21 protein-coding genes are annotated in these 21,204 nt (G+C 56.4%); 14 read left to right on the top strand and 7 right to left on the bottom strand.

The window, feature by feature from the left end; genetic code table 11:
- Window positions 1-9 precede the first annotated feature (9 nt).
- The 3 genes from ACR0NM_RS05855 (at window position 10) to ACR0NM_RS05845 (ending at window position 3,276) form a co-directional block, all read left to right on the top strand.
- Window positions 10-1,974: a heme lyase CcmF/NrfE family subunit gene (locus ACR0NM_RS05855; protein ID WP_170563485.1), complete on the top strand. Its 1,965-nt coding sequence runs from the start codon at window positions 10-12 to the stop codon at window positions 1,972-1,974.
- The gene (locus tag ACR0NM_RS05850; RefSeq protein WP_170405571.1) at window positions 1,971-2,426 is read left to right on the top strand and encodes a cytochrome c-type biogenesis protein; all 456 of its coding nucleotides are present in this window, start codon (window positions 1,971-1,973) and stop codon (window positions 2,424-2,426) included. The genes ACR0NM_RS05855 and ACR0NM_RS05850 overlap by 4 nt, the downstream gene beginning before the upstream one ends.
- 73 nt (window positions 2,427-2,499) lie before the next feature.
- Complete coding sequence (locus tag ACR0NM_RS05845; RefSeq protein WP_480613604.1) at window positions 2,500-3,276, top strand: enoyl-CoA hydratase-related protein; 777 nt, start codon at window positions 2,500-2,502, stop codon at window positions 3,274-3,276.
- Window positions 3,277-3,284: 8 nt separating this feature from the next.
- On the opposite strand, the gene bmt is transcribed toward ACR0NM_RS05845, so the two are convergent.
- Together bmt and ACR0NM_RS05835 are read right to left on the bottom strand one after the other, a co-directional pair.
- Window positions 3,285-4,298, bottom strand: coding sequence for a betaine--homocysteine S-methyltransferase (gene bmt / locus ACR0NM_RS05840; RefSeq protein ID WP_170510072.1), 1,014 nt, complete (start codon window positions 4,296-4,298; stop codon window positions 3,285-3,287).
- Between the two features lie 121 nt (window positions 4,299-4,419).
- The gene (locus tag ACR0NM_RS05835) at window positions 4,420-4,740 is read right to left on the bottom strand and encodes a DUF1476 domain-containing protein (protein WP_170393165.1); all 321 of its coding nucleotides are present in this window, start codon (window positions 4,738-4,740) and stop codon (window positions 4,420-4,422) included.
- A 187-nt stretch (window positions 4,741-4,927) separates the two neighbouring features.
- On the opposite strand from ACR0NM_RS05835, the gene purC reads away from it, so the two are divergent.
- The 6 genes from purC (at window position 4,928) to ACR0NM_RS05805 (ending at window position 13,199) form a co-directional block, all read left to right on the top strand.
- Window positions 4,928-5,683: a phosphoribosylaminoimidazolesuccinocarboxamide synthase gene (gene purC, locus ACR0NM_RS05830; RefSeq protein ID WP_170393164.1), complete on the top strand. Its 756-nt coding sequence runs from the start codon at window positions 4,928-4,930 to the stop codon at window positions 5,681-5,683.
- Window positions 5,684-5,783: 100 nt separating this feature from the next.
- Window positions 5,784-6,014 carry a phosphoribosylformylglycinamidine synthase subunit PurS gene (gene purS, locus ACR0NM_RS05825; protein WP_010439914.1) on the top strand — a complete coding sequence of 77 codons (231 nt, stop codon included), beginning with the start codon at window positions 5,784-5,786 and terminating at the stop codon, window positions 6,012-6,014.
- A gap of 25 nt (window positions 6,015-6,039) precedes the next feature.
- A complete protein-coding gene (gene purQ, locus ACR0NM_RS05820) occupies window positions 6,040-6,708 on the top strand; it encodes a phosphoribosylformylglycinamidine synthase subunit PurQ (protein WP_170393163.1) in 669 nt (222 codons plus the stop codon).
- Window positions 6,709-6,744: 36 nt separating this feature from the next.
- The gene (locus tag ACR0NM_RS05815) at window positions 6,745-8,523 is read left to right on the top strand and encodes a sensor histidine kinase (RefSeq protein WP_480613602.1); all 1,779 of its coding nucleotides are present in this window, start codon (window positions 6,745-6,747) and stop codon (window positions 8,521-8,523) included.
- 11 nt (window positions 8,524-8,534) lie between these two features.
- Complete coding sequence (locus tag ACR0NM_RS05810; protein WP_170393162.1) at window positions 8,535-9,869, top strand: sigma-54-dependent transcriptional regulator; 1,335 nt, start codon at window positions 8,535-8,537, stop codon at window positions 9,867-9,869.
- A 507-nt stretch (window positions 9,870-10,376) separates the two neighbouring features.
- Complete coding sequence (locus ACR0NM_RS05805) at window positions 10,377-13,199, top strand: Rne/Rng family ribonuclease (RefSeq protein WP_480613600.1); 2,823 nt, start codon at window positions 10,377-10,379, stop codon at window positions 13,197-13,199.
- Between the two features lie 57 nt (window positions 13,200-13,256).
- On the opposite strand, the gene ACR0NM_RS05800 is transcribed toward ACR0NM_RS05805, so the two are convergent.
- Window positions 13,257-13,490, bottom strand: coding sequence for a sulfurtransferase TusA family protein (locus ACR0NM_RS05800; RefSeq protein WP_480613598.1), 234 nt, complete (start codon window positions 13,488-13,490; stop codon window positions 13,257-13,259).
- A 105-nt stretch (window positions 13,491-13,595) separates the two neighbouring features.
- On the opposite strand from ACR0NM_RS05800, the gene ACR0NM_RS05795 reads away from it, so the two are divergent.
- The 4 genes from ACR0NM_RS05795 to ACR0NM_RS05780 all read left to right on the top strand — a co-directional run bounded on the left by ACR0NM_RS05795 (window position 13,596) and on the right by ACR0NM_RS05780 (window position 17,950).
- Window positions 13,596-14,348, top strand: coding sequence for a cytochrome c biogenesis CcdA family protein (locus tag ACR0NM_RS05795; protein ID WP_170393160.1), 753 nt, complete (start codon window positions 13,596-13,598; stop codon window positions 14,346-14,348).
- An 87-nt stretch (window positions 14,349-14,435) separates the two neighbouring features.
- Window positions 14,436-15,650, top strand: coding sequence for a hypothetical protein (locus ACR0NM_RS05790; protein ID WP_480561539.1), 1,215 nt, complete (start codon window positions 14,436-14,438; stop codon window positions 15,648-15,650).
- Entirely contained in the window at window positions 15,647-16,996 is a 1,350-nt protein-coding gene (locus tag ACR0NM_RS05785; RefSeq protein WP_480613596.1) for a cytochrome P450, read from the top strand. Before ACR0NM_RS05790 ends, ACR0NM_RS05785 begins: the two co-directional genes overlap by 4 nt.
- A gap of 72 nt (window positions 16,997-17,068) precedes the next feature.
- A complete protein-coding gene (locus tag ACR0NM_RS05780) occupies window positions 17,069-17,950 on the top strand; it encodes a fructose bisphosphate aldolase (protein WP_480561536.1) in 882 nt (293 codons plus the stop codon).
- A gap of 12 nt (window positions 17,951-17,962) precedes the next feature.
- On the opposite strand, the gene ACR0NM_RS05775 is transcribed toward ACR0NM_RS05780, so the two are convergent.
- The 4 genes from ACR0NM_RS05775 to fumC are packed head-to-tail and all read right to left on the bottom strand — an operon-like array spanning window position 17,963 to window position 20,413.
- Entirely contained in the window at window positions 17,963-18,565 is a 603-nt protein-coding gene (locus ACR0NM_RS05775; RefSeq protein WP_480561535.1) for a DNA-3-methyladenine glycosylase I, read from the bottom strand.
- Between the two features lie 59 nt (window positions 18,566-18,624).
- Window positions 18,625-18,846, bottom strand: a complete 222-nt coding sequence (locus tag ACR0NM_RS05770; protein ID WP_170393155.1) for a ribbon-helix-helix domain-containing protein — start codon at window positions 18,844-18,846, stop codon at window positions 18,625-18,627.
- Window positions 18,843-19,019: a DUF4169 family protein gene (locus ACR0NM_RS05765; protein ID WP_170393154.1), complete on the bottom strand. Its 177-nt coding sequence runs from the start codon at window positions 19,017-19,019 to the stop codon at window positions 18,843-18,845. The genes ACR0NM_RS05770 and ACR0NM_RS05765 overlap by 4 nt, the downstream gene beginning before the upstream one ends.
- Window positions 19,019-20,413, bottom strand: a complete 1,395-nt coding sequence (fumC, locus tag ACR0NM_RS05760) for a class II fumarate hydratase (RefSeq protein WP_480613594.1) — start codon at window positions 20,411-20,413, stop codon at window positions 19,019-19,021. Before fumC ends, ACR0NM_RS05765 begins: the two co-directional genes overlap by 1 nt.
- Before the next feature lie 207 nt (window positions 20,414-20,620).
- Here fumC and ACR0NM_RS05755 point away from each other — a divergent pair, with 207 nt between their 5' ends.
- Entirely contained in the window at window positions 20,621-21,184 is a 564-nt protein-coding gene (locus tag ACR0NM_RS05755) for a hypothetical protein (RefSeq protein WP_480613592.1), read from the top strand.
- Window positions 21,185-21,204 lie beyond the last annotated feature (20 nt).

Below are 21,204 nucleotides of genomic sequence, written 5' to 3'. Positions count from 1 at the left end.
AAGCAGGCCATGATTACAGAACTCGGCCATTTCGCACTTATCTTAGCCTTCCTCGTTGCCATCGTCCAAACTGTGGTGCCGTTGATCGGGGCTGCCAACCGTTGGAACGGGTGGATGGTTTTCGCTGAACCGGCCGCCATCACGCAGTTCATCTTGGCCGCCTTTTCCTTCGGTGCGCTGGTCTGGGCGTTTACCACGTCTGACTTCTCGTTACGGATCGTGGTGGAGAATAGCCATTCGGCAAAACCGATGCTCTACAAGATTACCGGGACCTGGGGAAACCATGAAGGTTCGATGCTGTTATGGGTCCTGATTGTAGCGATATTCGGCGCGATGGCCGCCATATTCGGCGCTGGCTTGCCTCCGACCTTAAAGGCGCGGGTGCTGGCCGTTCAGGCCGCGATCGGAGTGGCTTTCTATGCCTTTATCCTCTTCACATCGAACCCGTTTGACCGACTGCCTGTTCCTCCGTTCGATGGACGGGACCTGAACCCGCTGCTGCAGGACCCCGGTTTGGCCTTCCATCCGCCATTCCTGTATCTGGGCTATGTCGGCCTCAGCATGGCGTTCAGTTTTGCCGTTGCTGCATTGATCGAGGGCCGGGTGGACGCGGCTTGGGGGCGTTGGGTACGGCCTTGGACATTGGCGGCTTGGGTCTTCCTGACGATCGGTATCGCGCTTGGATCCTGGTGGGCCTACTACGAATTGGGCTGGGGCGGGTTCTGGTTCTGGGATCCTGTTGAGAACGCCAGCTTTATGCCTTGGCTACTGGCGGCCGCTCTATTGCATTCCTCCATCGTGGTGGAAAAACGCGAGGCGTTGAAAAGCTGGACGATCTTGCTTGCGATTATCGCGTTTGGGTTTTCTCTGATCGGGACCTTTATCGTGAGATCGGGGCTGCTGACTTCTGTCCATGCTTTTGCCAATGATCCTGAGCGTGGGGTGTTTATCCTGTTCATCCTGATCATCTTTACCGGCGGTGCGTTGACCCTGTTTGCTGCACGCGCGCAGGCGATGGAGGCGAAGGGTGTCTTCGGAATGGTCAGCCGCGAAAGTGCTTTGGTTCTGAACAACATCTTGTTGGCAGTTAGCTGCTTTGTCGTATTCTTTGGCACAATGTGGCCAATGGTGGCCGAGATGGCGTTCGATAGAAAACTCTCGGTGGGCGCGCCGTTCTTCAATGCTGCATTTACACCATTCATGGTCGCACTCGGAATCGTTCTTCCCGTCGGCGCAATGCTGCCGTGGAAGCGGGGCAAGCTAAGCCGGGCGGCATGGTCTTTGCGCTATGCATTTGTACTGGCGGTCACGATCGCGATACTGGTCTGGGTGATGCAGACCGGACGCAGCGCATTGGGACCCGTGGGCTTGTTCCTGGGGGCGTGGATCACCTTCGGCGCCATCGTCGATCTTTGGAGCCGCACTGGCCGCAAAGGTAGTTTTGGACGCCTATTTCGACTGCCCGGCGCAGACTGGGGTAAGGCGGTGGCCCATAGTGGTTTGGGCGTCACCATGTTTGCCATCGCAGGCCTAACCGCTTGGGAAGTAGAGGATATTCGTGTCGCTCAACCGGGTCAGCCTTTTGAAGTGGGGCAGTTTACGTTGACGTTGCAAGATGTGCGTCAGGTACAGGGGCCGAACTATTTCTCAACCATGGCGGATGTGCTTGTTGAGAAGGACGGGCGCTATATCGCGACCCTTAACCCGGAAAAGCGCGACTACCCTGTGGCACGGATGCCGACAACTGAGGCTGCAATCGACTACCGCTTTCTGCGCGATCTATATGTTGTGATCGGGGATCAACAAGCTGATGGCGGCTGGGTGATGCGAACCTATATCAAACCTCTGGCCAACTGGATTTGGGGCGGATGTATCCTCATGGCTCTGGGCGGTGTGCTCAGCCTGTCGGATCGCCGTTTCCGTGTAGCAGCCGGTGCACGGAAAACGCCTGCAAGCGGGGTTCCTGCCGAATGAAGCGCCTGCTTGTTATCCTTCTGCTGATTGCATCCCCCATCATGGCTATTCAGCCGGATGAAGTGCTTGACGACCCGGCGCTCGAGACACGAGCACGGGATATCAGTACCGGTCTGCGCTGCTTGGTGTGCCGGAACGAAAGCATTGACGAAAGCAATGCTGAACTTGCGCGTGATCTGCGTATCTTGGTGCGAGAACGTCTGGTTGCGGGGGATACTGATCAAGAAGTTGTGGACTTCATCGTTGATCGCTATGGCGAATATGTGCTGCTGAAACCTACCGCGACCGGCGCCAATCTGTTGTTATGGCTGTCGGCTCCTGTCATGCTGCTGATAGCGGCCGGCATGGGGTGGAACTTTTTGCGCAAGCGTGCGCAGCATCAGGAAGTAGCGCATTCAGAAGGCCTTAGTGAGGAAGAACAAGAGCGTCTGCGCCGAATTCTGGAAGACTGACGCGCGGTTCTTCTTTTCCTTTTTCCGCATTTGCGTCAGTGTTTTGCAGAACGCTGCGCAGCTGAGGTTTTGCATGGAATACGAAGCGGTCCTTCTGGACATTACTGATAATTTGGCGGTTTTGACATTGAACCGGCCGGATAAGATGAATGCGTTGACGACGCAGATGCGGGCCGAGATCACCTACGCAATGAAAGATGCCACGCAACACGCTCGCGCGATCGTCCTGACCGGTGCTGGACCTGCCTTTTGTTCGGGGCAAGATCTTGGCGACGCGTCGAGCACAGGAAAGATCGACCTCGAACGCGCGCTTCGGGACGAATATGAACCGATGCTTGAGGCTGTCTATGATTGCCCCGTGCCAACTATAGCGGCAGTTAACGGGCCAGCAGCGGGGGCAGGGGCTAACCTGGCACTTTGTGCCGATGTGGTGATAGCAACCGAGAGTGCCTATTTCCTGCAAGCTTTCGCTCGGATCGGTCTGCTGCCCGATGCAGGCGGCACCTGGTTCATGCCGCGTCAGATGGGGTTTGCCAAAGCGATGGGTGCAGCGTTGTTTGCAGACAAGATCAGCGCGCGCCAGGCGGATGAATGGGGATTGATCTGGGAAGCGGTCGCGGATGATGAGTTCGACGCTCATTGGCGCAAGAGAGCTGCGTATTTGGCGAATGGCCCAACCTCTGGGTTTCGCGCGATCAAACAAGCGATCCGGGGAACTTACGATAGAACATTACCTCAGCAACTTGCAGCCGAAGCCCACCTGCAGGGCGAATGCGGACGTACCCGAGACTTTGCCGAAGGCGTCGTAGCCTTTCTGGAAAAGCGCCCTGCGAAATTCGAAGGGCGCTGATCATTCAATCAGGCCCGGCGGCGGCGACGAGTGCGCCGTTCTGGAACGGCCTCGTCCCCAGTGCCATCTGAGGCTGAGGTAAACGGACCAAGCGCCGATACGATCTGATCCAGGGTCGGGCGCTCGCCGCGCGGGCCGTTGTCTAACGCCTCGCGCATTTTGCGCAAATGCGCAGGCATAGTGCCACAGCAACCGCCAATGATCGTTGCACCTGCATCGCGCGCCATGGCGGCGTACTGGCCCATCAGTTCAGGCGTTCCGTCATAATGGATATGACCGTCCACATATTTCGGGATCCCTGCGTTGCCCTTGGAAATCAGTGGACGTTCGTTTCCTTGGGCAGCGAACCCAAGCACCGTCCGCAGTATATCCGAGGCACCAGTGCCGCAATTCGCCCCGAACGCAACCGGAGGATTGGGCAGAGTTTCCACGATCATTGCCAGATCAGAAGATGTAACACCCATCATTGTGCGGCCAGCCGTGTCAAAACTCATGGTGCCGCACCACGGCATATCTGCCAGAGCGAACGCTTCTGCTGCAGCCCGGAATTCTTCCGGCGCGCTTATGGTCTCAAGCCACAGAACATCTGCGCCTCCAGCCTTTAGCGCTTCAGCCTGTTCATGAAACATCTCGACGGCTTCGGCGTGCGAAAGGCTGCCGACAGGTTCCATGATCTCGCCGGTCGGGCCAACAGAGCCGGCCACGATGATCGGGCGACCTGCCTTGTCAGCGACTTCGCGACCCAGTTCAGCGCCAGTACGGTTCAGCTCGGCCACGCGGTTCTGGGCGTCGTGTAACTTCAAACGCGCGGCTGTTCCACCAAATGTGTTTGTCAAAAACAGATCACTGCCGGCATCGACCGAGCCCTGATACAGAGCACGAATCTTGTCAGGCGCATCGACGTTCCACAATTCCGGCGCATCGCCTGATTGCAGGCCCATGTTGAACAGGTTCGTCCCGGTTGCGCCATCCGCCAGAATGACGTCTACGGTTTCCAGAAGGTTGCTGAGCGCGTTTGTCATTGGAGTATTCCAAAATTGGGGCCACAGCCCGTCAAAATATGAGACGCCCCGTGTCTCACGACCGGGGCGTCAAATCAAATTCATAAAACTCATGAAGATCATGAGTTTTGCAGCTCAGGCATCAGGACTCGGCTTCTGCCATCACCTGCTCTTTGGCTTCGACCAGAAGTTCGACCATCTTCTCGCGGATTTTAGCCTCATCGGCGAGATCACCGAGGTATCCTTTGACCGCCTCGACAACATCGTCTTCGCTGACATTTTGCAGGTCCGTGTGGACCAGTTCCTGCCCGTATTTACGCGCCTGTTCCACAGTCTCGCCTTTCAGCGCCGAGGCCCATACAGCCATAAATCGGTTGCGGCGCATCCGAGCGATGAACTGCATCTTTTCGTCATGAGCGAATTTGTTTTCAAACGCGGCTTCACGTTCGTCGAATGTGGTCATTGGTTGGGGACCTCTTGGGTTAGATGTTCTTTTCTGATGATATGACTATACGACGCCCTGTGCGCAAGGTATTTGCGCTGCGTCAAAGCCTCTCGGGGTTGCGAACTTGCGGGAAAGCGGGGCTTGCACTATGAGGGCGCCAACGTGAAGGGACTCATTCCCTTTCCCCAGACTGGAAAGGTCGCTCATGGCGCGTCGCAAGAAGATTTACGAAGGTAAAGCCAAGATCCTGTATGAAGGTCCCGAGCCGGGCACCATCGTGCAGTACTTCAAGGATGACGCCACAGCTTTCAACGCCGAGAAGAAAGACGTGATCGATGGAAAGGGCGTTCTGAACAACCGGTTGAGCGAATTCTTCATGACCGGTCTGGCCCAGATCGGAGTTCCGACGCACTTTATTCGCCGTCTGAACATGCGGGAGCAACTTGTGCGGAATTGTGAGATCATTCCACTGGAAGTGATCGTCCGCAACTATGCCGCCGGATCGATGTCCAAACGCCTCGGTATCGCCGAGGGTACTCAACTGCCGCGCCCGATTGTTGAATACTGCTACAAGGACGATGCGCTGGGTGATCCGTTGGTGACCGAAGAGCACATTGCGGCATTCGGCTGGGCGAGCCAGCAGGATATGGACGATATCCTGAGCCTTGCACTGCGCGTTAATGATTTCATGAGCGGCGTGATGCTGGCGGTTGGTATTCGTCTGGTCGATTTCAAAATCGAGATCGGGCGTGTGTTCGAAGGCGATTTCCAACGACTGATCATTGCGGACGAAATCAGCCCCGATAGCTGCCGTCTATGGGATATCGAAACCGGTCAGAAGCTGGACAAGGATGTGTTCCGCCGTGATCTGGGTAGTCTGACTGATGCATATTCTGAGGTCGCCCGCCGTCTTGGCGTTCTGCCTAAAAGCAATGTCACAAAACCAACGCTGATCAACTGATCCTGTCTCATATCGACAGGGTTGTCCGACAAGCCCAAGCGGGGTATCCCGCGCCCAACGAAACGGATCGATGCGCGGTCCATCAGTGGAGTTCTCGAAAATGAAAGCACGTGTGCATGTGATGCTCAAGAACGGGGTTCTGGACCCGCAGGGCGAGGCTGTGCGTCACGCATTGGGTGCGATGGGCTTTGATCAGGTCGAAGGTGTCCGTCAGGGCAAGGTGATCGATCTGGAACTGGCAGACGGCGCGACCGAGGCGGACGTAACCAAGATGTGCGAAAAGCTGTTGGCCAACACGGTCATCGAACGCTTCGAGATCGAACTGCTCTGAGTTTTCCGACCTAGGAGGGTCCGCCATGCGCGCAGCCGTCATCGTTTTTCCTGGTTCCAACTGTGATCGGGACCTTGCCGTCGCCTTCGAGCAGGCCGGTTTTTCCGTCGATATGGTCTGGCACAAGGATGCCGCGCTGCCCGAGGGTATAGATATCGTCGGTGTGCCGGGTGGGTTTTCTTACGGCGACTATCTGCGCTGCGGCGCGATTGCGGCCCAGTCGCCCATTTGCAAAGCGCTGGCCGCGCATACCGAGCGTGGTGGCTATGCCGTCGGTATCTGCAACGGTTTTCAGGTTCTGACCGAAACCGGAATTCTGCCTGGCGCGCTGTTGCGCAACGCCGGTCTGAAATACATCTGCAAAACGATCGGACTGAAGGTCGAAACCAGCGATAGCGCCTTTACTGAAGGGTACAATGCCGGGGATGTGATCGATATCCCGATTGCGCATCACGATGGCAATTATTTCGCAGACGATGAGACCTTGGCCGAGTTGAAAGATCAGGATCGCATTGCGTTCACATATGCCGAAAATCCCAATGGTTCGCGCGACGATATTGCAGGGATTTTATCGCACAACCGGCGCGTGTTAGGTATGATGCCCCACCCAGAACGGGCGGCGGATTCAGGCCACGGAGGCACCGACGGGACGGCGCTCTTCCGCGCATTGGCCGGGGTGCTGACGCCCGCGTGACTTGAGGTCATCAGTCGGGACGCGTAGCGTCAGTACATGAGCGCGGAAGATCAAGCAGACAGCAAAGGGTTTCTGAACCGGTTTCGCGGCGCGCCTATGGGCTGGCGGCTGCGTCTTGCCGTGTTTTTGTTGCTGCTTGCTACTGTCGCCACAGTGTGGATCACCAACAGTCTGCTAACCAGTCGCTTCACCGAATCGACCAAAAACCGCGCCGAACTGCGGTTAGCCTTGTATTCCGGCAACCTGCTGAGTGAGTTGCGACGCAACGCCATAGTGCCGCAGTTGCTTGCCCGTGACCCCACCCTGATTTCGGCCCTGCAATCCAGCGATTACACGCTGTCGAGCCAGCGCCTGATCTCTTTCGTTGAAGAAATCGGGGCGGCCTCGCTGGTTTTGCTGGATGGGGATGGCCTGACACGTGCTGCAACCGACCGGAACCGGTTGCAGGAAAGCCACCGGAACTCGCCTTACTTCATCGATGCTATCCGGTCGAATGCCACTATATTCTCGGTTATTCCACGTGAGTCCGGCGGTTACAGCTTTGTGTACTCGCGGCGAATCGAGGCGAATGCAGAGATTCTTGGCGTGATCGTAGTCGAAGTTGATTTGCAGAAATTTGAACGCGCCTGGGCTGGTATTTCTGACGCGGTGATGGTCACAGACAGCACTGGTACGATCATCCTCTCGACCGAGCCTCAGTGGCGAGGTCTGGATGAAAGCGGTGCCATGTTGCGCCAACCCCCTCAGAACGCGATCCAGCGCGCAATCCGGGCCACAACCGATTGGAGCGCTTTGCCCCCCGATGCCTATCTTCAGGGCGAGGCTGTGATGCGGATGGAGACCCGCATTCCGTTCCGGGGCTGGCAAATGACTTCGTTCACCACCTATTCATCGATCCGCGAGCGGGTGAACAGCGTTCTGGCGCTTGAGATCATGGCATTTGCGATTCTTCTGGCGCTGACCTTCTATGCGCTCAGCCGCAGAGCAACGTTGCGCATGACCTTGTTCCAGCGCGAGTCGGCGGAGCTTCGCGCATTGAACGTAAGGCTGCAGCGGGAAATCGCTGAGCGTGAACGTGTTGAAAAGACGCTGGAAGTTGCCGAACAAACCCTTGCCCAGAGCTCAAAACTGGCAGCACTTGGAGAGATGTCTGCGGCAGTCAGTCACGAGTTAAATCAACCTCTGGCTGCGATGAAAACTTATCTGGCCGGCGCGCGTCTGCTTTTGCGTCGAAACCGACCCGAAGAGGCGTTAGCCAGCTTTGGGCGGATCGACGGATTGATCGAGCGGATGGGAGCGATCACGCGCCAGCTCAAATCCTATGCGCGCAAAGGTGCAGATGCGTTTTCGCCAGTAAATCTTGGCGAAGCGCTGGCCTCGTCCCTGTCGATGATGGAACCGCAGCTGCGTCAGCGGCATGTGAAGATAACCCAGATTTTGCCCGAAGAACCTGTTATAGTGATGGGTGATCGGATGCGGATCGAACAGGTTATGGTCAATCTCTTGCGCAATGCGCTGGATGCGACCAAGTCTGTGGATGAGCCGGATGTCGAGATCATTCTCGCTGCAGGTGAAACTGCGGTACTGACCGTGCGGGACAATGGCCACGGGATCGAGGATATCGAAAACCTGTTCGAGCCGTTTTATACGACCAAACGCCCGGGGGACGGCGTTGGTCTGGGGCTTGCCATCTCGTCCGGGATCGTGAACGACCATGGCGGACGGCTGACCGCGCGCAACGGCCAACAGGGTGGCGCGGTGTTTGAGATGCAATTGCCCATATTGGGAAGCGACGGCCTTGAGGCCGCGGAATAGAGGAAGTGACTATGGCACAGGCCATGAAAATCGCCATCGTGGATGATGAACAGGACATGCGCCAGTCGATCAGCCAGTGGCTGGCTTTGTCGGGGTACGACACCGAAACCTTTTCAAGCGCCGAGGATGCGCTCAAGGTCTTGGGGCCAGAATACCCCGGGATCGTGATTTCTGACATCAAGATGCCTGGAATGGATGGCATTCAACTGCTGAAAAAGCTGATGGGGGCCGATAGCACGCTTCCGGTGATCATGATCACGGGACATGGCGACGTGCCAATGGCCGTAGAGGCGATGCGTGTCGGGGCGTTCGATTTCCTTGAAAAGCCGTTTAACCCCGATCGCATGTCCGAACTGGCCAAACGCGCCAGCAATGCGCGTCGTCTGACGCTCGACAACCGAGCCCTGCGGCGTGAGCTGTCTGGCGGTACGCAGATCATGAACAAGCTGATCGGTGCCAGCCCCGTCATGGAGCGGTTGCGTGAAGATATTCTGGATCTGGGGCAGGCGGATGGTCATGTCCTGATCGATGGGGAAACCGGAACCGGAAAGACTTTGGTGGCGCATGCATTGCACGCGGTTGGTAGCCGGGCGGGTAAGAAATTCGTCCTGGTTTCTTGCGCAGCACTTGAGGAAGAAGCGCTGTCGAAACGCCTGTTTGGCCCGATGTTGCCCGAGGACACGCAGTTGCCCGCCATCGAAGAGGCCCGCGGCGGTACGCTGGTTCTCGAGGATGTCGAAGCCCTGAGTGATACGCTGCAGGCCCGTCTCTTGAGCGTTATGAATGAGCAGGGCACCCCTGCGGAAACGCGGATCGTTGCGATTTCGAACCTGCAGGAAGCGGGCAAAACCTCAGAAGATGTATTGCGTCCCGATCTGTTCTATCGGTTGGCGGCGCTGCGCATCACCATGCCTCCGCTGCGACAGCGGGGTGAGGACATCCTGACGCTGTTCACCCGTCTGAGCGAACAGTTCGCAGAGGAATATGGCTGCGACGCGCCTCAGGTCAGTGCGCAGGAAGCGGCTCAGCTGCTTCAGGCCCCGTGGCCCGGGAATGTGAGGCAGTTGATCAACATTGCTGAGCGTGCGGTGCTGCAGTCGCGGCGCGGGTCGGGGACAATTGCTTCGCTGCTGATGTCGGATCACGAAGAGATGCAGCCTGTGATGACAACTGAAGGCAAGCCGCTGAAGGAATATGTTGAAGCCTTCGAGCGGATGCTGATCGACAATACGATGCGCCGTCACAAGGGATCGATCGCCTCGGTGATGGAAGAACTCTGCCTGCCACGCCGGACACTGAACGAAAAGATGGCGAAGTACGGGTTGCAGCGTTCGGATTACCTGTGAAAGCGGAGGAGGGGGCTGGCCCCCTCTTGAGCCTGCGGTTCAATTCAACCCCTGGATATTTCTGAACAGATGAAGGGACTCTTCGGCGCGTTCTTGGGTCGCGATGCAGTTTGCCCATTGTCTTTTCCACAGGACTGCTTTTATTGTGATCGAACGGGCCGGGTATTTTGTGCCTGCAAGCTCCGTGTTTTGAGTTTCGCTGCTGAGCTGATGGTGAGGATAGATCCCGCGCGGCGCGGCAGACCGATTATGCCCCAATGGGGCAGATGAACGCCTGAACCCGTCTATGCGGGTGAAAGGAATAAATGGGCGGGCCGCATTTAGACGCGCCTGTCGGAGAAGAACCGCGATGACGCGCGCGCAACGATTGAGTATACGGGCAGGGGGCCAAAGCGCCAGACCCTGCCGCGCGCCGTCCGATATCGCCCGTACAAGACACCTCCCCAAAAGCGCCTGTCCGCCTGGACGGGTCAGGACAACGCGTTTGGCGCGGTGCACCAAGGACACATGGCTAAGAAAATGCTTATCGATGCCACCCACGCGGAGGAAACCCGCGTTGTGGTGGTCGACGGAAACAAGGTTGAGGAATTTGACTTTGAATCCGAAAACAAACGCCAGCTTGCTGGCAACATCTATCTTGCAAAAGTAACACGGGTTGAGCCGTCGCTACAGGCGGCATTTGTGGACTACGGCGGGAACCGGCACGGGTTTCTGGCGTTTTCTGAAATACATCCCGACTATTACCAGATCCCCGTCGCCGACCGTGAGGCGCTGATGGAGGAAGAGCGCGCCTATGCCGAGGCGATGAAGGCGCGGGATGAGGCCGAGGAAACAAAGCCCAAGAAGCGCCGGTCGCGTTCGCGCTCGAAGGCCGCTGACGTCAAGACGGACGATCCGGTTGAGACGCTGGAGGTTTCCTCAGAGCCGACCGGAATGGAAACCATCGATCTGGATGACGGTGAAGAGACGGAGGTGCCCGAAGGGACGTCTCCGATGGAAATCGTTGCCGAGACGCCGGTGGAAGAGCCAGAGGATGCCGCCGAGCCTGTTGCTGAAGAAGCTCCGACCGAAGAAGCTAAGTCCGAAGATGTAGATCAGCAGGCGGAAGCGCCAGAAGAGACTGCTGAGGTAGCGGAAGACGCGCCTGTCGAAGCAACTGATACCGACCAAGAAGAACCTTCGGATGAGGTCGAAGCCAAGTCTGACGAAGAAGAGGCGGAAGCTTCTGGTGACGAGCCCGAGGCGGATGGCGAGACAGAAAGCAAAAGCGCTGACGCGGCTTCGAAAGACGATACCATCGAGTCGGTCGCAGACGAAGACGATAGCGAGGATATCCGTCCTCCGCGCAAGCCACGCCCGCGCCGCTACAAGATTCAGGAAGTTATCAAGGTGCGTCAGGTCCTGCTGGTGCAGGTGGTCAAGGAAGAGCGCGGCAACAAGGGTGCGGCACTTACCACGTATCTGTCTTTGGCGGGTCGGTACTGCGTACTGATGCCCAATACCGCACGGGGCGGCGGAATTAGCCGCAAGATCACCAATGCCGCTGACCGGAAGAAACTGAAAGACATTGCCGCTGAAATCGACGTGCCCACGGGCGCGGGTCTGATCGTGCGCACGGCCGGAGCCAAACGGACAAAATCAGAGATCAAGCGCGACTATGAATACCTGCAACGACTGTGGGAGCAGATCCGCGAGCTGACGTTGCAATCCATTGCGCCTGCGAAAATTTATGAAGAAGGCGACCTAATCAAACGCTCGATCCGCGACTTGTATAATCGCGACATCGATGAGGTTCTGGTTGAAGGCGAGGGCGGGTATCGCATCGCCAAAGACTTCATGAAGATGATCATGCCGTCGCACGCCAAGAACGTGAAGCGATACGAAGACGCGCTGCCGCTATTCGCGCGATATCAGGTGGAAAGCTATCTGGCCGGGATGTTCAACCCGACGGTTCAGCTGAAATCCGGTGGCTATATCGTGATCGGGGTGACCGAAGCGCTGGTGGCGATCGATGTGAACTCGGGTCGGGCGACCAAAGAAGGTTCGATCGAGGAAACCGCGTTGAAGACCAATCTGGAGGCCGCCGAAGAAGTGGCGCGCCAATTGCGTCTGCGCGATCTGGCCGGTCTGATCGTGATCGATTTCATCGATATGGACGAGCGCAAAAACAACTCGGCCGTTGAGAAGCGACTGAAGGACAAGCTGAAAACGGATCGTGCCCGTATTCAGGTGGGCCGGATTTCGGGCTTTGGACTGCTCGAAATGAGCCGTCAGCGTCTGCGTCCTGGAATGCTTGAGGCGACGACCCAGCCATGCCCGTCTTGCCATGGTACCGGCCTGATCCGGTCGGACGACAATATGGCACTGTCAATCCTTCGCCAGATTGAAGAGGAAGGCACTCGCCGCCGTTCGCGTGAGGTATTGGTGCGTTGCCCGGTTAGCATCGCCAACTTCCTGATGAACCAGAAACGCGAACACATCGCGCAGATCGAAGCGCGGTATGGTTTGTCGGTTCGGATCGAAGGGGACGTTCATTTGGTCAGCCCCGACTTCTCGATGGAGAAGTTCAAGACCGCTAGCCGCGTTGTTCCTGAAGCAACTGCGCCGGTGGTATCGGTTGATGCGTCGCTGATGGATATGGTCGACGCCACGGATGAGGACGAAAACGAAGAAGAAACTGCGGTTCAGACCGAGGAAGAGACTAAGCCCAAGCGTAAACGGCGTCGGCGCCGGCGCAAGAAGAGTTCGGGCAATGGTGACGCGCCGGATGGCAATGCAGACGAGTCTGACGCAGACAGTGTAACCGACTCGAGCAACGAAGCTGAGAGCGTCGAGGCCAAGCAGACCGAGGCTGAGCCTGTTGCTGAGGAAGATGCTGAGAAAGCGGCCAAACCCAAAAAGCGCCGGGCACCGCGTCGACGCAAAAAGGATACTGAGGCCACAGTCGAAGCAAGCGAGACGCAGACCGAAGCGGATAATGCGAACTCCGATCCGCAGAAAGAGCCGGTCAATGCTGAGGCCGCCGAGGCTGAACAGCAAGAGCCAGCCGATGAGTCTGAAAGCATCGAACCAGCCGCTGAGCCCGATAGTGCTGATGCACCATCAGAGCTTGAGATCGCCGAAGCAACGTCGGCTTCTGAAGTCGCCAAAGAAGTGCCAGAGGAACCTGCTGAAGCGCCTGAACCGGTTGCCGAAGAATCGACCGTGGCAGCAGAACCCGAAGTCATTGAGGCTGCCACCCCAGAGCCGGTCTTGGAGGCAGTGGCGGACGAACCCGAACCCGCGCCGGCCAAGCCAAAGCGCCGAGGGTGGTGGTCATTGGGACAGTAAGAAAAAGGCGGGCCAACTGGCCCGCCTTTTTGCATTAGCGTGCGTTCCAAAGAAACCTCAGGCCGATTTTTGGATCACATATATCTGATGACCATCCACTGTTTCTTGCGAGACAAGTGTGTGGCCAGATTCGGTGCAGAAATGCGGTACGTCGATAATCGCGGCTGGATCATCGGCCAGCACGCGCAGCATACCCCCCGCAGGCAAGGATTTCAGGCGCTTCCGAGCCTTCAAAACAGGCAGGGGGCACAACAATCCCAACGCATCCAGTGTTTCAATCTCATTGGTCATGGGGCTGAGATATTTCTAACGAGCGATACTGTCCAGCGCGCAACCACGAGGATGTGACCGAATGGCCTCGTGACGAAACCCGCGCGATACCATATGTGCTGAGTCATGTTCGGAATTGAGATCATAGACGCGGGCCTTCTGCCTGCCATGTTTATCGCCATGCTGGGCGGGTTGATAAGTTTTCTGTCTCCCTGCGTGCTGCCGATTGTGCCACCGTACCTCGCGTATATGAGCGGTGTGACTATCAACGAGATGCAGGATGAGGCGCGCGCGCGGCGCAAGGCGACCTTGGCGGCACTGTTTTTTGTTTTGGGTCTATCGACAGTGTTCCTGCTGCTAGGCTTCACAGCCTCGGTCTTTGGGGCGTTTGTACTTCAGAATCAGGTGCTTTTCGCCAAACTCTCGGGCGCTGTCGTCATTGTCTTTGGCCTGCACTTTCTGAACGTGTTCCGTATTCCTTTGTTGGATCGTGAGGCACGCGTTGATACGGGTGACTCCAGCGGATCTGTGTTCGGGGCATATATTCTGGGACTGGCCTTCGCCTTCGGTTGGACGCCGTGTATCGGCCCACAATTAGGTGCAATCTTGTCGCTGGCCGCCTCCGAAGCATCAGTCACGCGTGGCACCGTATTGCTTGGCGTATATGCGGCAGGCCTGGGCATTCCATTCTTGCTGGCTGCGATGTTCCTGAACCGCTCGATGGCGGTTATGAACCGCATCAAACCGCATATGGGCACAATCGAGAAGGTGATGGGCGGGCTGCTGCTTTTTGTCGGCATCATGCTTGTCACCGGTTTGTTCACCGAATTCAGCTGGTGGCTGCTGGAAACATTTCCGGCTTTGGCAAACCTCGGTTAACCCTCTGGCTTTAAACACGGATGGATAGACGCCAGGTCTTACCTTGGCGTCAACGCTGCGCTAATCTTTGGCGCAGAGGGCCGGGTAATGAGCAGTCAGCAATCCAATCCGCAGGTGCGCAAACGCCGGGTGTTTTACATTCCCGGCTACGACCCGATTCATCCGCGCCGATATCGAGAGCTCTACCGCAAAGAGGGGGGCGCCCAGGCTGAGATATCGGGATACCAGATCGATATTAGCGCTAGGACGGGCGAAGGTCCCTACGGCTGGCAGGTGACTTCTCAGCAGGACGGCAGTCCTGTTGATGCAGATGTTCAGGTTCTGGTCTGGTCGGATATCGTGCGTGACAGCATGGCTCAATCGATACCGGCAACCTATCTGCAACTGGCGAGAACCGCCTGGATATATATCTCGACCGGTACGCTTTGGCGGCTGATGCAGCTGCGCAAGGGGCCCGTAATTGCGGCGCTATACCCGGTGGCAATGCTGCTGCTGCAGCTTTTGGCATCGTTGTTGATTGCTTGGGGTTTAGTCGCTGTATTGAAACCACTCGTTGGGTGGTGGTCTTTGGTACCTGCTGCCGGAGCAATCTATGCTCTGATGCAATGGTTCCGAAAGATCGATAATCGTCTGTTCGCTTATTACCTTATGCATGACTATGCCCACTCGGCGAAGCTATACGGCGCGTATTCGCAAGATCTGCAATCGAGGCTGCGGGAGTTTTCTGACCTGATCACCGAGACGCTGGACACAGACACCGATGAGGTGCTGGTCGTAGGTCACAGCTCTGGCGCCCATCTTGGTGTGTCAGTGTTGGCAGATGTTTTACGACGACGGGGCGGTGTACTGGATAAGACAGTCGTATCCTTTCTGACCTTGGGACAGGTGGTGCCAATGGTTTCGTTTCTACCGCAGGCACACACGCTTCGCGCTGATCTTAAATATCTATCCGAACGCGCGGATATGACTTGGATCGATGTCTCTGCACCGGGGGATGGCTGCGCGTTTGCGTTGTGCGATCCGGTCGCGGTCAGCGGCGTCGCTGGCCCCAAAAAGTGCGGGCCGCTGGTTCTTTCTGCGGCCTTCACCCAAACACTGTCCCCCGCGCGATGGCAGCAATTGCGTTGGCGCTTTTTTCGCCTGCACTTTCAATATCTTTGTGCGTTCGATCAACCTGGACTTTATGACTATTTCCGCATCACCGCAGGTCCTGAAACATTGAAGCAGCGGTTTGAAGGGCGCGCGCCATCTCGGTCGCGCATTGAACGGGCGGTTTCGAAATACATTGCGGTGGAAGCATGACGCCCCCAAAGCCCGAAGCACGACCGGATAAAGTCTCGCTGTGGCGGTATCTGCGTCTGTTTCGTCAAGACTTGCTGTCTGCTCAGCCCCAGCGTCTATATCGAGCGTGGATGGCTGAATTCCGAACGCCGTTCTTTCGCTCGTATATGGTCAACCAACCCAATCTGATCCGCGCAGTTCTGAAAGAGCGCCCGGATGCGTTTCCAAAATCAAATCGCATCAGCGAAGGCTTACGCCCCTTATTGGGCCGGTCCGTGTTCCTGACCAATGGCGAAGTCTGGAAACGGCAGCGCAGGATCATTGATCCCGCCTTTGAAGGCGGACGTTTGAAAGATACGTTTCCCGCGATGTTAAATGCGGCGCAGGCTTGTGCGGATCGGCTTTCTGGCAGGGTTGGGCAGAAGGTGGAATGTGAAGAAATCACAAGCCATGTCGCGGCGGATGTGATTTTCCGCACCCTGTTTTCGGTTCCCATCGAACATGAGGTTGCTGCGCAGGTCTTCGATAAATTCAGAATCTATCAGCGCGAACAGCCCTTGCTGAACCTGGCCGCATTCGTTCCGGTTCCAAGCTGGATGCCCCGATTTCATTCTCGCAAAACTCGCCAAACCGCCAGCGAGATTCGGGATCTGATCAGCCGATTGACGGATGAACGCGCTATAGCAATCGAAAACGGGTCGGCCCCCGATGATCTGGCCACCAAGATAATGACGACAACAGACCCGGAAACCGGAGACCGGTTTGATGCGCAGGAAATGGTCGATCAGGTCGCCATCTTCTTTTTGGCGGGGCATGAAACCAGCGCGTCTGCACTGGCTTGGACGCTCTACCTGATGGCGATGCATCCGGACTGGCAGGAAAAGCTGGCTGAGGAAGCGAAAGCTCTGGACATGCCCAAGTTTTCTACCATGTCCCAATTGAAACTTAGCCGCGATGTGTTTCGTGAAGCTTTGCGCCTGTATCCACCAGTTCCAATGATGGTGCGCGAGGCGACATGTCCTGAACGCTTCCGTGATCGGGATATTTCGCAGGGTTCTCAGATCGTTGTAAGCCCCTGGCACTTGCATCGGCACGAAAGGCTTTGGGACCGGCCGGACGATTTCGACCCCACGCGATGGACGACGGAAAACGGAAAGAAATGCCAGCGCGAGGCCTATATTCCCTTTTCGGCTGGCCCCCGGGTCTGCACGGGCGCAGGGTTCGCGATGGTAGAAGGTCCTTTGATCTTATCGATGCTCTTGCGTCGTTACCGATTCGAAACAATACCAGACGAAACGCCGGTACCGGTCGCGCATTTGACCGTCAGATCGAAAGACGGAATTTGGTTGCGCTTGGTTGAGCGCTAACAAACTACCATCGCTCTTCGGCATGCTGTATGCGGATTGAAAATGCGGAATCATATTGAACGGGATTGAGTTATGTCGAAAGCAGAACAGCGCGCGCAGATGTCCGAAGGCGCAGGATTTATCGCAGCACTGGACCAAAGCGGCGGTTCAACCCCGAAAGCGCTGGCTTTGTACGGCGTTGAAGCATCGGACTACGGATCAGACGAAGAGATGTTCGGCGAGATTCAGAAGATGCGCGCGCGGATCATTCTGGCTGACGATTTCACCAAGGATAAAGTGATTGGTGCGATCCTGTTCGAACGGACCTTGGGCGAAGAAATCGACGGCAAGAAGGTCGCGGATTACCTGTGGTCCGAAAAAGGTATCGTGCCATTTCTGAAAATCGACAAAGGGCTTGAGGATGAGGCAAACGGTGTTCAGATGATGAAGCCAATTCCGGGGCTGGCTGAGACGTTGGCCAAGGCAGATGGTGTTTTTGGCACCAAGGAACGTTCAGTTATCCACGAAGCCAATGCTCAGGGCATTGCCGACGTTGTCGCGCAGCAGTTCCAGGTCGCACGCGTGGTCACTGATGCGGGAATGGTCCCAATTGTCGAGCCTGAGGTAAACATCCACTCGGAAACCAAGGCCGAGGCTGAGGACATTCTGAAATCAGAAATTCTGAAGAACCTGGATCAATTGGTCGAGGGTCAGGAAGTGATGCTGAAGCTGACCATACCCAGCCAGGCCAACCTGTATGATGAGGTGGCGGATCACCCGCGCGTCCTGCGTGTTGTGGCGCTTTCCGGCGGATACTCGACCGAGCAGGCCTGCGACCTGCTTGGCCAAAACAGCAAGATGATCGCGTCGTTTTCGCGCGCACTGACCGAAGGGCTGTCCAAACAGCAATCTGACGCAGAATTCAACGCAGCGCTCGGCGGGAATATCGACAATATCTACCGCGCCTCGATCTGATCGCGGGGTAATCTATTCGGGCTTGATGAAATCGCGGCGTAATTGCGCCGCTTTTTCGCGCATGAAACATCCGTTGGCGTGATCATTGATCAACCCCATGGCCTGCATAAAGGCAAAGATCGTGGTGGGGCCTACGAATTTCCAACCGCGTTTCTTCAGATCTTTCGACATCGCGATGGATTCTTTCGATGTGGAAGCGCTTTGCGGGGCGGGTGGCGCCGTAGGCTCGTACCTCCAGACATAAGCGGCCAATGATCCCTCGTCAGCGATTAGGTCCTGCACGCGGCGGGCGTTGTTGATCACGGCTTCAATCTTGCCGCGGTGTCGCACGATGCCTTTATCGTCCAGAAGTCGATTGATATCTGCATCAGAAAATTCTGCTATCTTGTTGAAATCAAAGTTTCTAAACGCTGCCCTGAAATTCTCGCGTTTTGACAGAATGGTGCGCCAACTCAAGCCTGACTGAAAGCTCTCGAGGCACAGTTTCTCAAACAGTCGTCTGTCATCGGAAACCGGATATCCCCATTCGTTATCATGATAGTCAAAGAATTCGGGGGCGGCGTTGCACCACGAACACCGAGGCTTTCCATCTGGGCCTGTTGCCAAATCGTTCATGAATGTACCCTTTTTGTTCTCCGCGAAGATAAGCGACGCGATTGTTTGAAATCAAGTACTCAATCGGTTTGACGATACCAATTCAGAATGAAGACACGAATGGCCGAAGCCAGTCCGGTTTCCGGGTCGCGCTCAGCATCAATATTTGCCGCCAGGACATTGATTGGGATATCTTTTTCCCGCGCGATATCACGGAAGGCTTGCCAGAACTCATCCTCAAGCGAAACGGATGTTCGATGACCTTGCAAGGTCAGGGAGCGTTTGACAGGACGTCCACTCATTCGTCGACCTTGTGACCGTCAAGGTCCCGGCGCTGCCGGTCTTGCTGCAGCTTTACAACGGTCCTGTCGGCTTTGGATTGTCCGTGTTTCGCAGCGTTTGCATCCGCGCGGGCCTTTTTTTCAGCCCGCGCTTTTTCTTTTCGAAACCGGTTCAGGTTAACCGGTTTACCCATCAGTCCTTGGGTCCAATCATATGCTCGGGCCGCACAACCGCATCAAACGTCGCCTCATCCACAAAGCCCAACGCAATCGCTTCTTCCTTAAGTGTTGTGCCGTTCTTGTGCGCTGTTTTGGCGACGGTCGTGGCGTTGTCATACCCGATTGTCGGTGCCAGAGCAGTCACCAGCATCAGGGATTCCTTCATCAGCTTGTCGATGCGTGGCTCGTTGGCTTTGATGCCCAACAGCATCCGCTCGGTAAAGCTGTCGGCTGCATCGCCGAGCAGCTGGATCGACTGCAGCAGGTTATAGGACATCATCGGGTTGTAGACGTTCAACTGGAAATGGCCCTGCGAGCCTGCAAACTTCATTGCTGCGTCGTTGCCCATCACATGTGCGGCCACCTGAGTCAGCGCCTCGGCCTGTGTCGGGTTCACCTTTCCGGGCATGATGGAGGAACCGGGCTCGTTTTCGGGCAGGATAAGCTCACCCAATCCTGAGCGGGGCCCCGAACCCAACAGACGGATATCGTTGGCAATCTTGTAGCAGGAACCGGCGATCGTGGCCAACGCGCCCGACAGGAAGACCATGGCATCATGTGCGGCCAGAGCTTCGAATTTGTTCGGCGCGGTCACAAAGGGCAGGCCGGTGATATCGGCCATATTCTTGGCGACAGCCTCATCCCAGCCGCCATGCGTGTTCAAACCGGTACCCACAGCAGTACCGCCTTGAGCCAGTTCATAGATACCGGGCATTGCAGCTTCTACGCGCGCAATGCCCTGACGGATTTGGTGCGCATACCCGCCGAATTCCTGTTCCAACGTCAACGGCGTGGCATCCTGCGTATGGGTACGGCCGATCTTGATGATACCGGCAAACTCTTTTGCCTTGGCTTCCAGCGCCGAGGCGAACTTCTCAAGCCCGGGCATCAACACATCGCGCACACTCATCGCTGTGGCGATGTGCATCGCGGTGGGGAAAGTATCGTTCGAGGATTGACCCATATTGCAGTGATCATTCGGGTGAACGGGATCTTTCGAGCCAATCTCGCCGCCCATAATCTCAATCGCGCGGTTGGCAATGACCTCGTTCGAGTTCATATTGGATTGCGTGCCCGAGCCGGTTTGCCATACGACCAGAGGAAAGTTGTCGTCAAACTTGCCTTCGAACACTTCACTGGCCGCTTGTATGATCGCGTCGGCGATCTTGGTGTCCAGCTTGCCGATGGCTTTGTTTTCAATTGCACAGGCCTTTTTGATCACACCCAGCGCGCGCACGATGGCGACGGGCTGCTTTTCCCAGCCGATGGGGAAGTTCATGATCGAACGCTGCGTTTGCGCGCCCCAGTACTTATCGGCAGGCACCTCAAGCGGGCCAAAGCTGTCGGATTCAGTGCGGGTTTGAGACATCGGTCGCTCCGGTCTGGTATGCAGTCGTATGCCGTTTACCCGCAGCAAGGCTGTGGCGCAATCGGCCAGTTGAGCGCACCTTAAACTTGGGCCGCGAAAAGGTATAGACGCGGCACAGCTACAAATAATTTCTGTTAGCGAAAACAGTGCCATTGTACGTCGGCGGGCTAAAGTTAAGATGGGACAATAACCCTGACGGAGGCAACCATGCGCGTGTCACTTCTCAAAAGCCCTTTGTATACGCTTGCGTTATTGTTTGCCGCGAGTTTTTGGCTGGCAGTATTTGTGCAACACGCTCAGGCGACGGGAATCGAGCCGTTCGTGGGCGACTATACCGGTTCGGCCGACGTTGTTGATGCGGATGGTACGGCGACCCCTCGGGATATGAGCGTTTCGATTCAGGAAATCAGAGGGGGCTTCAACGTGAGTTGGACCACCACGACTTACAAAGCCGACGGTCGCATCAAGGATGAGAAATACTCGGTTGATTTTCAAAGCTCGGATCGGCCCGATGTTTATTCTGCGGCCATGAAGCGAAATGTGTTTGGCCATGAGGTGCCGCTTGACCCGATGAAAGGGGAACCCTTTGTTTGGGGGCGGATCGAAGGAGATACTCTGACGGTGTTTTCGTTGTTCATAGCCGAAAACGGTGGCTATGAGCTTCAGCAATTTGACCGGACACTAGCTGATGGCGGGCTCGACCTGTCATTTTCCCGGTTTCGCGATGGGGTTAAGTCGCGCTCGGTCGAGACATTCCTTCAAAAAAAATAAACCCCGCATCAAGCGGGGTT

It is taken from the genome of Ruegeria sp. AF2 (assembly GCF_056542025.1).
Note: the sequence above shows the minus strand (reverse complement) of the source record. Positions and strands in the feature narration are given on the sequence as shown.